The organism is Streptacidiphilus sp. P02-A3a (assembly GCF_014084105.1).
Taxonomy (GTDB): domain Bacteria; phylum Actinomycetota; class Actinomycetes; order Streptomycetales; family Streptomycetaceae; genus Streptacidiphilus.
Genome location: NZ_CP048289.1, coordinates 2,468,026 through 2,480,188, shown reverse-complemented (window position 1 = coordinate 2,480,188; position 12,163 = coordinate 2,468,026). Strand labels below are relative to the sequence as shown.

The following is a 12,163-nucleotide window of genomic DNA, read 5'->3' as shown; positions in this document are numbered from 1 at the left end:
GCTCGGGTGGTCGCGACCCGGTCGGTGACACGGGCGCGTGACGTGGTCGCGGTGGTGCGGAGCTGGTACGTGGTGCTGTTGGTGCGGCGGCTGCTGGGCGGGCCGTCGTCGTCAGACGCCCAGCAGCCGCCAGAACGCGGCCCGGCGGCGCGTGGTCTCCGCGCCGTCGGGGCGGTCGGCGGGGGTGAGTGCGGCCTCCAGCACGCTCACTGACGCCGCGTCAGCGAACGGGCGGGCGGCGGTCAGCTCGGCCGCCTCGGCCTCGGTCAGCCCGGCGCCGGTGAGTGCCTGCCGCGCCTCGGCCGCCGGGATCAGGTTCAGCCAGCGCAGCGCGAGGGCGCAGCGGCCCTCCTCGGTGAGCCGGCCGGTGAGCCGCAGCCGGGCGATGCCGCCGTCCGGGAAGACCTCCAGCCGGGCGGCGGTGACCGGGCGGCCGGGCTCGACCCGCAGCCGGTGCCGGGTGTCCGGCTGTAGCCGGGTGCGCGGCAGCAGGTCGAACCACTGGCCGGACTCGTCCCGGCCCTTGACCGCGGCCCAGCCGGGGCAGTTGGCGATGAAGTGGGTGGTGTCGATCTCGATCGCGGCGACCTCGCCGGTCCCGGCGAGCTGGAGCTCCACCCAGTCGTTGCCCCGGTCGCGGCGGCGGCGGGTCTCCCAGCCCTCGCCCATGACCGCGGCCCGGCCCAGCGAGTTGAGGTTGTGCGGGGAGGAGAAGTAGCGGTCGGAGGCCCCGGTGGCGACCCCGCCGTGCTCCTGCGCGGCCAGGTCGAAGGTCAGCCCGTCCAGGTCGCGCGGGTCGGCCACCACCTCGCCGTACACCCGCAGCCGGGCCACGCCGCCGTCCGGCCAGATGTTCAACCGGACGTGGGTGAACCGCTGTTCGGCGGTGACCGGGAACTCGTGCGCGGTGTCGCCCTTGAGCGCGGTGCGCGGGACGATCTCCACCCACTCGGCAGCGGCGACCTCGGCCGGCGACGGGTTCCCGGGGACCGACGCGGCCTCGACCGAGCCGCTCTCCGGGTAGTTGCCGGTGAAGTGCGCGGTGTCCACCACCACGCCGCGGACCACCCCGGCCACGCCGAGCCGGACCACGGCCCAGTCGTGGTCGTCGGCGGTCGGGTGCGGCTGCTCGGCGCCGACGCCCCGGCGGCGGCGGGTCTCCCAGCCGTCCATGATCTGGCCCTTGTGGCCGAAGGTGTGCGGCCGGAACTGGGCGGCGGCCGCGACGATCAGGTTCTCCTTCTCGGCGAACAGCTCGTCGTTGGCGTCGATCACGCCCGCACCCAGCGAACGTGCGGCGAGGTTGACCAAGTCCGTGAAGGGATGGGCCTGCTGACTGTCAGTCATGATTCTCCTCGGGCTATCAGTCGGCCGGTCGGCTCGGCATCGGCGTCCACGGACACGGCCCGGCCGCGAAGCCAGGTGGTGCGGACGGCGCCGGTCAGCGTGCGGCCGGAGTACGGGGTCACGGGGTTGCGGTGGTGCAGGCCCTCGGGGTGGACGGTGAAGTCGGCGTCGGGGTCGAAGGCGACCAGGTCGGCGTCGTGGCCGGGGACGATCGCGCCCTTCCGGGCCAGTCCGGCGAGGGCGGCCGGGCCGCTGCTCATCCAGCGCACCACGTCCGCGAGCGGGAAGCCCCGGCGGCGGGCCTCGGTCCAGATCGCGGGCAACCCGAGCTGGAGCGAGGCGATACCGCCCCAGGCGGCGGCGAAGTCACCACTGCCGCCGTAGCGCGGGAGGTGCTTCAGGTCCGGCGTGGACGGCGAGTGGTCGGACACCACGGCCGCGAACTCGCCGTCGGCCAGGGCCTGCCAGAGCTGTTCGCGGTTGGACTCGTCGCGGATCGGCGGACAGCACTTGAAGGCGGTGTCACCCTCGGGGACCTGCTCCGCGGCCAGCGTCAGGTAGTGCGGACAGGTCTCGGCGGTGACCCTGACGCCCTCGGCCCGGGCCCGGCGCAGCAGCGGCAGCACCGCGGCGGAGGAGACGTGCAGGATGTGGATCCGCGCCCCGGTCCGCCCGGCGATCTCCAACAGCGTTGCCACCGCCGTGGTTTCGGCGTCGTCGGGGCGGGAGGCGAGGAAGTCGGCGTAGTGCGGACCGGTCCGCCGCGGCGCCGCGTCGAGCACCGCCGGGTCCTCGGCGTGGATGATCGCCAGCGCGTCGATCCGGGCCAGTTCGGTCAGCGCCGCTTCGAGTTGACTGGTCGTCAGGTGCGGGAACTCGTCCACGCCGGAGGGGGCCAGGAAGCTCTTGAAGCCGAACACCCCGGCCGCGTGCAGCGGGGCCAGGTCACCGGTGTTGCCGGGTATCGCGCCGCCCCACAGGCCGGTGTCCACGAACAGCTGCCCGTCGGTGGCCTTGCGCTTGGCCTCCAGCCCGTCGACCGTGGTGGTCGGCGGGATCGAGTTCAGCGGCATGTCGACGATGGTGGTGACCCCGCCGGCGGCGGCGGCCCGGGTGGCACTGGCGAAGCCCTCCCAGTCGGTCCGGCCCGGCTCGTTCACGTGCACGTGGGTGTCGACCAGGCCCGGCAGCAGCGCCAGCCCGGCGAGGTCGGTGACCTCGCCCTCGACCGCCGTGCCGTACGGCAGGACACCGGTGATCCGGCCGTCGCGGACGACGACGTCGGCCGGGCGCTCACCCTCGGGGAGGACGGCGCGGCGGGAGCGGAACACCGTGTACGGGGAACCGGTCAACAGAACCTCCGGGCTGGATCGGCGTGCGGTCCGCGCGACGCGGGCACGGTACGGCTGGGAAGCCCGCACACGGGTGCGGCCGGAACAGCCGGGCGGTTTCGGTAGGGCGAGCCTAGGACGGCCTTCAACAAAACGTCAACGTTCGACTATCGGACAGCCGTGCGACAGCTGCCGCAGGTCGGTGCTCAACCCAGCAGGTCAGTGGCCAGCCGCCGGCCCGCGAGCTCGGCCAGTTCGGCCGCGCGGGTGATGCTGTCCCCGGCCGGGGCGTCCGGTCCGGCCAGGTCGGCCAGGGCGTAGGCGGCGACGAAGCCCGCCCCGCGCCACTGGGCCTCGGTCAGCTCCAGCAGACCGGCCACGGCGGCCACCGGAACCCCCGCCCCGGTGGCCGCCGCGGCGACCCCGGCGGGGGCCTTTCCGTGCAGGGTCTGCACGTCCAGGCAGCCCTCGCCGGTCACGACCAGACGGGCTCCCCGCACCGCCTGGTCGAAGCCCAGGAGGTCGAGCAGCAGCCCGATCCCGGGCCGCATCCGGGCCCCGAGCAGGGCCATGGCGCCGAAGCCGAGGCCCCCGGCCGCCCCCGCGCCCGGGGTGGCCCGCAGGTCGGTGCCGGTGGCCGCGCCCACGGCGTCCGCCCAGTGCGCGAGCGCCGCGTCCAGCTCGGCGACCTGCGCCGGGCTCGCGCCCTTCTGCGGGCCGTACACGGCGGGGGCGCCGCGCTCGCCCAGCAGCGGGTTGTCCACGTCACCGGCGATCACCACCTCGGCCCCGGCCAGCGTCTTCGGCAGCACGCCGAGGTCGAGCGCCGCGAGACCGTGCAGCGCCGCCCCGCCGGGGCGCAGCTCGGCGCCGTCGCGGTCCCGCAGCGAGGCCCCGAGCGCCTGGGCCATGCCCGCGCCGCCGTCGGTACAGGCGACGCCGCCGAGGCCGAGCACGATCCGGTCGCAGCCGAGCTCCAGCGCCCGGGCGATCAGCTGCCCGGTGCCGTAGCTGCCGGCGGTGAGCGGCGCGGGTACCCCGCCGGGCAGCAGCGTCAGGCCGCTGGCCTGCGCCGCCTCGACCACGGCGGTCCGGTCGCGGACCGCCAGCAGGGCCCGCACCGGCTCGCCGGTGGGCCCGCTGACCGTCGCCTCGATCCGGCGGTAGCCCGCCGCGAGCGCGGCCAGCACGGTGCCCTCGCCGCCGTCGGCGACCGGGAGCGTGCGGACCTCGGTGCCGGGCGCCGCGCGGCGGATGCCCGCGGCGATCCGCTCGGCGGCCTCGGCGGCGCTCAGGCTGCCCTTGAACTTGTCGGGCGCGACGACCACATGCCCGGTGCTGATCGGCTGCTGGGCCATCGTCGTCCTCACGTTCGTCGTCGGTACTTCTCGGTCGTCGGTACTTGTTGGTCGTCAGTACTTGTCGTACGTGGTGTTCCTCCCGGCGATGCGGGCACGACCGGATATTCCCATCAAGGGATGGGTCACACCGCCGGGAGGAAGTCTGGGGGCCGCCCCCGGGCCGGTGAGGGCCCAGGGGGCGGCGGGGTGCTACAGGGTGTTGCGGATGGCGCTGGGGGCGTCCGCGGCCGCGGTGGCGACCGGCTCCCACTCGTTCACCGCGTCGATACCGGCGCCCGACATCGACACGTTGGTGACCCGCTCCAGGATGACCTCGACCACGACCGGCACCCGGAACTCCGCCGCGAGCTTCTTGGCCTGCTCGAAGGCGGCGCCGAGCTCGTTCGGGTCGAACACCCGGATGGCCTTGCAGCCCAGGCCCTCGGCGACCTTGACGTGGTCCACGCCGTAGCCGTTGAGCTCGGGAGCGTTGACGTTCTCGAAGGACAGCTGGACGTGGTAGTCCATGTCGAAGGCGCGCTGCGCCTGGCGGATCAGGCCCAGGTACGCGTTGTTCACCACCACGTGGATGTACGGGATGTTGAACTGCGCGCCGACCGCCAGTTCCTCGATCATGAACTGGAAGTCGTAGTCGCCGGACAGCGCGACCACCTGGTCCTCCGGGGACGCCGTGGCGACGCCCAGCGCGGCCGGCAGGGTCCAGCCCAGCGGCCCGGCCTGACCGGCGTTGATCCAGTTGCGCGGCCCGTAGACGTGCAGCATCTGCGCGGCCTGGATCTGCGACAGGCCGATGGTGGTGACGTACCGGGTGTCCCGGCCGAAGGCCTGGTTCATCTCCTGGTAGACCCGCTGCGGCTTGACCGGGATGTTGTCGAAGTCGGTCTTGCGCAGCAGCTCGCCCTTGCGGACCTGGCAGCTGTTCGCCCAGGCGGAGCGGTCCGCCAGGGCTCCGGCGGCCCGGCGCTCGCGGGCGACCTCGACGAACAGCTCCAGCGCGGCCCTCGCGTCGGAGACGATCCCGTAGTCCGGCGCGAACACCCGGCCGATCTGGGTCGGCTCGATGTCGACGTGGACGAAGGTGCGCCCCTCGGTGTAGACCCCGAGCTCGCCGGTGTGGCGGTTGGCCCAGCGGTTGCCGATGCCGAGCACGAAGTCCGACTCCAGCAGCGTCGCGTTGCCGTAGCGGTGCGAGGTCTGCAGGCCGACCATCCCGGCGGTGAGCGGGTGGTCGTCCGGGATGCTGCCCCAGCCCATCAGCGTGGGCACCACCGGCACGCCGGTCAGCTCGGCGAACTCGACCAGCAGGTCGGCGGCGTCGGCGTTGATGACACCGCCGCCCGCGATGATCAGCGGCCGCTGCGAGGCGGCCAGCAGGTCCAGTGCCTTCTCGATCTGCGCCCGGGAGGCGGACGGCTTGTAGACCGGCAGCGACTGGTACGTGTCGACGTCGAACTCGATCTCGGACAACTGCACGTCGATCGGCAGGTCGATCAGGACCGGTCCGGGACGGCCCGAGCGCATCAGGTGGAACGCCTGCTGGAACGCCCCGGGGACCTGGGCGGGTTCCAGCACGGTCATCGCCATCTTGGTCAGCGGCTTGGCGATCGAGGTGATGTCGACCGCCTGGAAGTCCTCCTTGTGCAGCTTGGAGACCGGCGCCTGGCCGGTGATGCACAGGATCGGGATCGAGTCCGCGCTGGCCGAGTAGAGGCCGGTGATCATGTCGGTCCCGGCCGGTCCGCTGGTGCCGATGCAGACGCCGATGTTCCCGGCCTTGGCCCGGGTGTAGCCCTCCGCCATGTGCGACGCGCCCTCGACGTGGCGCGCCAGGACGTGGGTCAGTCCGCCGTTCGTCCGCATCGCGGAGTAGAACGGGTTGATCGCCGCGCCGGGGAGGCCGAAGAGGTGGGTGATCCCCTCCTTCTTCAGGATCTCGACGGCGGCCTGGGCCGCGGTCATCCGTGCCATCTCAGTTGACCTCTCGTCCGGCGAGGCGCTCGACGCCCCGGAGCAGTGCGGAGTGGTCCAGCGAACCGTCGCCGTTGGCCCGGGCCGAGGCGACCAGCTGGGCGACCAGCGAGCCGACCGGCAGCGGGGCCTCGACCGCGCGGGCGGCGGCGGTGACGATGCCCATGTCCTTGTGGTGCAGGTCGATCCGGAAGCCGGGGGCGAACTCGCGGCCGATCATGTTGGCCTTCTTGCGGTTCAGCACGGTGGAACCGGCCAGCCCGCCCGCCAGCACGTCCAGCGCGGCCGGGAGGTCCACCCCGGCGTTCTCCAGGAAGACCACGGCCTCGGCCACGACCTGGATGTTGACCGCGACGATCAGCTGGTTGGCGGCCTTGACGGTCTGCCCGGCACCGGCCGGACCGACGTGGATCACGGTGGTGCCGAGCGCGTCGAACAGCGGCTTGGCCTCGGCGAAGTCCTCCACCTCGCCGCCGACCATGATCGACAGCACCGCCTCGACGGCACCGGCCTCGCCACCGGAGACCGGGGCGTCCAGGGTGCGGATGCCCTTCTCCCTGGCGGCGGCGGCGACCTTGATCGAGGTCTGCGGGGTGATGCTGCTCATGTCGATGACCAGGGTGCCCGGCGCGGCGTGGGCCAGCACGCCGTCCTCGCCGAGGATGGCCTCCTCGACCTGCGGGTCGGCCGGGACCATGGTGATCACGATCTCGGCACCGGCGACCGCCTCGGCGATGCCGGCCGCGCCCTTGCCGCCGGCGGCTATGAGCTTGTCGACCGGGGGCTGGGTGAGGTTGGCGCCGGTGACGGTGTGTCCGGCGCGGACGAGGTTGGCGGCCATGGGGCTGCCCATGATGCCGAGGCCGATGAAGGCTATGGTGCGGGGCTTGGCGGCGGTCATGCCGGATCTCCTGCGGATCGGGTGCGGGGGGATGGTCAGTGGGCGCGGGCGCTGCCGCGCAGCTCGCGGGGCAGCCAGCCGAGGGTGTCGGCACTGGCGGTGCCCGCCGCGGGCTTGTACTCCAGGCCGATCAGGCCCTGGTACCCGGCGGTGTCGAGGCGGCCGAACAGGTCGCCGAAGTCGAGCGTCCCGGTGCCGGGCTGGTTGCGGCCCGGCGCGTCGGCGATCTGTACGTGACCGATGCGGTCGGCGTACCGGTCGATGACCTTCGGCAGGTCCTCGCCGTTGCGGGCCAGGTGGTAGAGGTCGCAGAGGAAGGCGGCGTTGCCGAGGCCGGTGGCGGCGTTCACGGTGTCCACCACGGCCACCGCGGACTGACTGGACAGCAGCGCGTACTGCGGGGCCTCGGGCTCGTTCAGCGCCTCGACCAGCAGCGTGGCGCCGATGCTGTGCGCGGCCCGGGCCGCGAGCACCAGGTTCTCCAGCGCCAGGTCGTCCTGGACCTTGAGCTCCAGGCCCTCGACCCGGTTGCCATAGAGGGCGTTCAGCGCCCGGCAGCCGAGCGAGTCGGCGAGGCTCACGGCGACCGCGATGTTGTCGCGGAACCGCTGCGAGTCGGCCGGGCGGGAGAGCAGGCCCTTGGACCCGGCGGCCATGTCACCGGCGTCGAAGTTCAGCCCGGTGAGCCGCACCCCGGCGTCGGTGAAGGCGGCGCGCAGCTCGTCCAGCACCGTCCGCGGCGGGGTGGGGCCGTCCAGCGTCCACCAGATCTCGGCGGAGTCGAAACCGGCGGCTGCCGCCGCAGCGGGGCGTTCCACCAGCGGCAACTCGGTGAAGAGCGTCGAGAGGTTCACGGTCCAGCGCTGGTCGAGCCAGGCGTATGCGGCGGCGGTCGTCATGCGGTCACCCATCCAATTCCACAATGCGGAAGCAAGTTTCTGCTTGATGGAACTATGGCATGACGGTCCGCCGGGCTGTCAAGGACGTCAGCAACATTTTGTTGAAGTTGCCGACCGGATAGGCTGCTGGCGTGCGATTGAAGGTGGAGTTCACGACAGAGCCGTTCGAGCTGGACGGCTTCCCCGAACATGCGAGGACTGCCCGGCGCGTGGTCGACGAGGCCGGCCTGCGGGTCGACGTCGGCCCGTTCGGCACCAGCGCCGAGGGCGAGCAGGCGCAGACCCTGGCCGCCATCGGGCGACTGCTGGAGGAGACCCTCGCCCACGGCGCGACCCGGATCTCGCTCCAGGTCAGCGTCCTGGACCCGGACAGCGCCCCGGTCGCCGAGGCCGAGGAGTCCCGATGAGCGCGACCGAGCACCCGCTGGCCGAGGCGATAAAGCCACTGCTGGACGCCGTGGGCGCACGGGCCCTGCCACCGGAGCAGGCCCGCCCGGACGACGTCCTGCTGGACTGGGAGGGCAGCCCCGCCGTGGCGGTGCGGCTGCCCGGCCTGGAGAGCGCGCTGGACCGGCTGCTCGCCGACGTCCGGCGGCAGTTCGGCGGCGGCGAGCTGACCGCGCTGGACCGGGCCGGCAAGCAGCGCGTGGTCGCCCTGCTGGAGGAGCGCGGCGCGTTCACCGTGCGACACGGGGTGGAGACGGTGGCGGCGGCGCTCGGCGTCAGCCGGTTCACCGTGTACAACTACCTGAACCGGCAGCAGGGCGACGCCAGGAAGTCCTAACCCGGGACGACGGGGGCGCAAGGCTTCTTCAACAAACTGTTGACGAAGTCGGGCGGCGGATCTAGCTTGTGGGATGCCCCCCTACCTGGAGGTCATCCGTGACCCGGTCCGCCACCCCCGCCACGCCCGCCACGCCCGCCCTGTCCGGGCTGAACCACGCCTCCGACGCGGAGGCGGACGCGCTGCTCACCGAGGTCTGCGCGAGCAGTACCTGGGCGCGGCTGGTCCGCGGCGCCCGGCCCTGGGCCGACGCCGAGGCGCTGCGCGCCGCCAACCACGCGGCGATGTCGCAGCTCACCCCCGCCGACCTGGACGAGGCGATGGCCGGGCACGCCCGCATCGGCACCCCGAAGGACGGCGACGCCACCTCGCAGCGTGAGCAGGCCGGGGTCCACGGCGCCGACCGCGCACTGCTGGACGAACTGCGGTCCGCCAACGCCTCCTACGAGGAGAAGTTCGGCCACGTCTTCCTGATCTGCGCCACCGGCCGCACCGCGCGGTCCATGCTGGCCGCGCTGCGGGAGCGCCACCCCAACGATCCGGACACCGAACGCGAGGTCGTCCGAAGCGAGTTGGGGAAGATCAACGACATCCGCCTGGACCGGCTGCTGTCCACGCCCTGACCTCTCTCACTGATGAGCCTGATTAGCCGAGCTGATTCACCGACATCTGACGGGGCATCATGACCACTGTCTCCACCCATGTGTTGAACACCAGCACCGGCCGACCCGCCGAGGGCGTCCCGGTCCAGCTGGCCCAGCACACCGAGGACGGCTGGACCGTCCTCGGCGCGTCGAAGACCGACGCCGACGGCCGTTGCAAGGACCTTCCGGTGCCCGACACCGCCGCTGGCACCGTGCTGCGGCTCACCTTCACCACCGAGGGCCCGTTCTTCCCCGAGGTGTCCATCGTCATCGAAGTGGACCCGGCCCAGGCCCACTACCACGTACCCCTGCTGCTCAACCCGTTCGGGTACTCCGTCTACCGAGGAAGCTAGAGATCCCATGGCTCACGTGCTTGGCCAGAACCAGTACGGCAAGGCGGAGACCCGCGTGGTCCGCGTCTACCGGGACACCACCCGCCACGAAATCAAGGACCTGAACGTCTCGGTCGCGCTCTCCGGGGACCTCGACGACGTCCACCTCACCGGCTCCAACGCCAACTGCCTGCCGACCGACACCACCAAGAACACCGTGTACGCCTTCGCCAAGGAGCACGGCATAGAGTCGGCCGAGGCGTTCGGCATCCACCTCGCCCGCCACTTCGTCGACAACAACGAGCCGATCAGGCGGGCCCGGATCCGGATCGAGGAGTACACCTGGGACCGGATCCGGACGCCGGACAGCTCCCGCCCGTACATAGGCAACAGCGAGGAGGGCCGGGAGCCCGGGCACTCCTTCGTGCGCAACGGCGGTGAGGTCCGCACCGCCCAGATCACCTACGACGGCGAGAACTTCGAGGTGATCACCGGGCTCCGGGAGCTCACCGTGCTGAACACCACCAACTCGGAGTTCTGGGGCTACATCAAGGACAAGTACACCACCCTCAAGGAGGCGTACGACCGGATCCTGGCCACCCAGGTCACCGCCCGCTGGAAGCACTCCTGGAGCGGCGAGGAGACCCAGCCCAACTGGGAGCGCTCGTACACCCACGTACGCCGCCACCTGCTGGAGGCCTTCGCCGAGACCTACTCCTACTCGCTCCAGCAGACCCTGTACGCCATGGGCACCCGGGTCCTGAACAACCGCACCGAGATCGACGAGGTACGGCTGGAGCTGCCGAACAAGCACCACTTCCTGGTGGACCTGGAGCCCTTCGGCCTCAAGAACGACAACGAGGTCTACTACGCAGCGGACCGTCCCTATGGTTTGATCGAGGGGTCGGTACACCGCGAGGGCGTCACCCCGGTCATCCCGGTCGCCTGACGCCGCGCCCGCCACCGACGTACTGTGGCAGTCCCCAGGGATTCTCCCGCCGTCCCGCCCTGGGCAGCACCATCCGACGGCGGTACCTCGCAGGTGCGGCAGTCCCTCGCCGCATCACCCGACACCGCCTTGGAGCACGTGATGAGCACCCTCCCCCCGCCCTCGGACGAGCGCATCGTCATCGAGAACGCGGCGATCGCCACCGTCGACGCCGAGGGCAACGAGTACACCCGCGGCCATGTCGTCGTCGCCGGCAACCGGATCGAGTCGGTCGGCGAGGGCCCGGCCCCGCAGTGGCTCCAGGGGGTCACCCGGCGGATCAACGCAGAGGGCCACCTGGTCACCCCGGGCCTGGTCAACACCCACCACCACTTCTACCAGTGGATCACCCGCGGGCTGGCGCAGGACAACATCCTGTTCGACTGGCTGGTGGCGCTGTACCCGACCTGGGCCCGGATCGACGACCGGCTGGTCCACGCCGCCGCCCAGGGCTCCGCCGCCGCGCTGCTGAAGTCCGGCTGCACCACGGCGATGGACCACCACTACGTGTTCCCGCAGGGCGGGGGCGACATCCTCGGGGCCGAGATCGAGGCGGTGGCCGAACTCGGCATGCGCTTCACCGCCACCCGGGGCTCGATGTCGCGCGGGAAGAGCGACGGCGGCCTGCCGCCGGACTTCGCGGTGGAGAGGACCGAGGACATCCTGATCGCGTCCGAGGCCGCGGTGGACCGCTACCACGACGCGGCCTTCGGCTCGATGCTGCACATCGCCATCGCCCCCTGCTCGCCGTTCTCGGTGACCAGTGAGCTGATGCGGGAGGCCGCCGTACTGGCCCGGCGCAAGGGCGTGCGGCTGCACACCCACGGTTCGGAGACGGCGGAGGAGGAGCAGTTCTGCAAGGAGCTGTTCGGGATGGGCCCGACCGACTACTTCGAGAGCGTGGGCTGGCTCGGCGAGGACGTGTGGATGGCGCACTGCGTCCACATGAACGACTCCGACATCGCCAAGTTCGCGCAGACCGGGACCGGCGTGGCGCACTGCCCGTCCTCCAACGCCCGGCTCGCGGCCGGGATCGCCCGGGTCCCGGACATGATGGCGGCCGGGGTACCGGTCGGCCTGGGCGTGGACGGCACCGCCTCCAACGAGTCCGGCGAACTGGGCACCGAGCTGCGCAACGCGCTGCTGATCAACCGGTTGCGCGGCCGCCCGGACGCGATGACGGGCCGTCAGGTGCTGCGCCTGGGCACGATGGGCGGCGCCCGGGTGCTCGGCCGCCAGCACGAGATCGGTTCGATCGAGGTCGGCAAGCTGGCCGACCTGGCGCTGTGGAAGGTGGACGGCGTGATGCACTCGTCGATCGCCGACCCGGTCGCCGCGCTCACCCTGGGCGCGCTGCCGCCGCTGACGCTGCTGCTGGTCAACGGCCGCCCGGTGGTCGAGCAGGGCCACCTGACCACGGTCAACGAGGAGCGCATCGCCAAGGCCGCCGCCGACGCCGCCCGCGACCTGGCCACCCGCGGCTGAGCCTCTTCATGTAGTCCCCCCATACTCCGGGCGCCACTGGACGGTGTGCCGCCCGGACTCCCCGGCGCGTTCGCGCTCTGGGGACCGCTGCCCCGGACCCACGGCGAGGGTCCGGGGCAGCGG

At 72.2% G+C, this 12,163-nt stretch carries 12 protein-coding genes; 6 read left to right on the top strand and 6 right to left on the bottom strand.

What is annotated here, in order from left to right; all coding sequences use genetic code 11:
• Positions 1 to 111: 111 nt before the first annotated feature.
• The 6 genes from alc to GXP74_RS11115 all read right to left on the bottom strand — a co-directional run bounded on the left by alc (position 112) and on the right by GXP74_RS11115 (position 7,819).
• A complete protein-coding gene (gene alc, locus GXP74_RS11140) occupies positions 112 to 1,347 on the bottom strand; it encodes an allantoicase (RefSeq protein ID WP_182451326.1) in 1,236 nt (411 codons plus the stop codon).
• The gene (gene allB / locus GXP74_RS11135; protein WP_182451325.1) at positions 1,344 to 2,699 is read right to left on the bottom strand and encodes an allantoinase AllB; all 1,356 of its coding nucleotides are present in this window, start codon (positions 2,697 to 2,699) and stop codon (positions 1,344 to 1,346) included. The genes alc and allB overlap by 4 nt, the downstream gene beginning before the upstream one ends.
• A 185-nt stretch (positions 2,700 to 2,884) precedes the next feature.
• A complete protein-coding gene (locus tag GXP74_RS11130) occupies positions 2,885 to 4,036 on the bottom strand; it encodes a glycerate kinase (protein WP_182451324.1) in 1,152 nt (383 codons plus the stop codon).
• Between the two features lie 192 nt (positions 4,037 to 4,228).
• Positions 4,229 to 6,007 carry a glyoxylate carboligase gene (gene gcl / locus GXP74_RS11125; protein ID WP_182451323.1) on the bottom strand — a complete coding sequence of 593 codons (1,779 nt, stop codon included), beginning with the start codon at positions 6,005 to 6,007 and terminating at the stop codon, positions 4,229 to 4,231.
• Between the two features lies 1 nt (position 6,008).
• Entirely contained in the window at positions 6,009 to 6,908 is a 900-nt protein-coding gene (locus GXP74_RS11120) for a 2-hydroxy-3-oxopropionate reductase (protein ID WP_182451322.1), read from the bottom strand.
• A 35-nt stretch (positions 6,909 to 6,943) separates the two neighbouring features.
• Positions 6,944 to 7,819: a TIM barrel protein gene (locus tag GXP74_RS11115; protein ID WP_225447854.1), complete on the bottom strand. Its 876-nt coding sequence runs from the start codon at positions 7,817 to 7,819 to the stop codon at positions 6,944 to 6,946.
• 119 nt (positions 7,820 to 7,938) lie between these two features.
• Here GXP74_RS11115 and GXP74_RS11110 point away from each other — a divergent pair, with 119 nt between their 5' ends.
• The 6 genes from GXP74_RS11110 to GXP74_RS11085 all read left to right on the top strand — a co-directional run bounded on the left by GXP74_RS11110 (position 7,939) and on the right by GXP74_RS11085 (position 12,040).
• The gene (locus GXP74_RS11110) at positions 7,939 to 8,214 is read left to right on the top strand and encodes a thiamine-binding protein (RefSeq protein WP_182451320.1); all 276 of its coding nucleotides are present in this window, start codon (positions 7,939 to 7,941) and stop codon (positions 8,212 to 8,214) included.
• Positions 8,211 to 8,591: a helix-turn-helix domain-containing protein gene (locus GXP74_RS11105; protein WP_182451319.1), complete on the top strand. Its 381-nt coding sequence runs from the start codon at positions 8,211 to 8,213 to the stop codon at positions 8,589 to 8,591. Before GXP74_RS11110 ends, GXP74_RS11105 begins: the two co-directional genes overlap by 4 nt.
• A 98-nt stretch (positions 8,592 to 8,689) precedes the next feature.
• Positions 8,690 to 9,214, top strand: coding sequence for a 2-oxo-4-hydroxy-4-carboxy-5-ureidoimidazoline decarboxylase (uraD, locus tag GXP74_RS11100; protein ID WP_370468411.1), 525 nt, complete (start codon positions 8,690 to 8,692; stop codon positions 9,212 to 9,214).
• Positions 9,215 to 9,273: 59 nt separating this feature from the next.
• On the top strand, positions 9,274 to 9,588 hold the full coding sequence (uraH, locus tag GXP74_RS11095; protein ID WP_182451318.1) for a hydroxyisourate hydrolase: 315 nt from the start codon (positions 9,274 to 9,276) through the stop codon (positions 9,586 to 9,588).
• Between the two features lie 7 nt (positions 9,589 to 9,595).
• Entirely contained in the window at positions 9,596 to 10,516 is a 921-nt protein-coding gene (gene pucL / locus GXP74_RS11090) for a factor-independent urate hydroxylase (RefSeq protein WP_182451317.1), read from the top strand.
• A 141-nt stretch (positions 10,517 to 10,657) separates the two neighbouring features.
• Positions 10,658 to 12,040, top strand: a complete 1,383-nt coding sequence (locus tag GXP74_RS11085) for an 8-oxoguanine deaminase (protein WP_182451316.1) — start codon at positions 10,658 to 10,660, stop codon at positions 12,038 to 12,040.
• Positions 12,041 to 12,163 lie beyond the last annotated feature (123 nt).

Coding starts and splice junctions, on each gene's coding strand:
- GXP74_RS11120 (WP_182451322.1), bottom strand. CDS start 6,908: ATGACCGCCGCCAAGCCCCGCACCATAGCCTTCATCGGCCTCGGCATC.
- GXP74_RS11085 (WP_182451316.1), top strand. CDS start 10,658: ATGAGCACCCTCCCCCCGCCCTCGGACGAGCGCATCGTCATCGAGAAC.
- GXP74_RS11115 (WP_225447854.1), bottom strand. CDS start 7,819: ATGGGTGACCGCATGACGACCGCCGCCGCATACGCCTGGCTCGACCAG.
- GXP74_RS11130 (WP_182451324.1), bottom strand. CDS start 4,036: ATGGCCCAGCAGCCGATCAGCACCGGGCATGTGGTCGTCGCGCCCGAC.
- gcl (WP_182451323.1), bottom strand. CDS start 6,007: ATGGCACGGATGACCGCGGCCCAGGCCGCCGTCGAGATCCTGAAGAAG.
- pucL (WP_182451317.1), top strand. CDS start 9,596: ATGGCTCACGTGCTTGGCCAGAACCAGTACGGCAAGGCGGAGACCCGC.
- uraH (WP_182451318.1), top strand. CDS start 9,274: ATGACCACTGTCTCCACCCATGTGTTGAACACCAGCACCGGCCGACCC.
- GXP74_RS11105 (WP_182451319.1), top strand. CDS start 8,211: ATGAGCGCGACCGAGCACCCGCTGGCCGAGGCGATAAAGCCACTGCTG.
- alc (WP_182451326.1), bottom strand. CDS start 1,347: ATGACTGACAGTCAGCAGGCCCATCCCTTCACGGACTTGGTCAACCTC.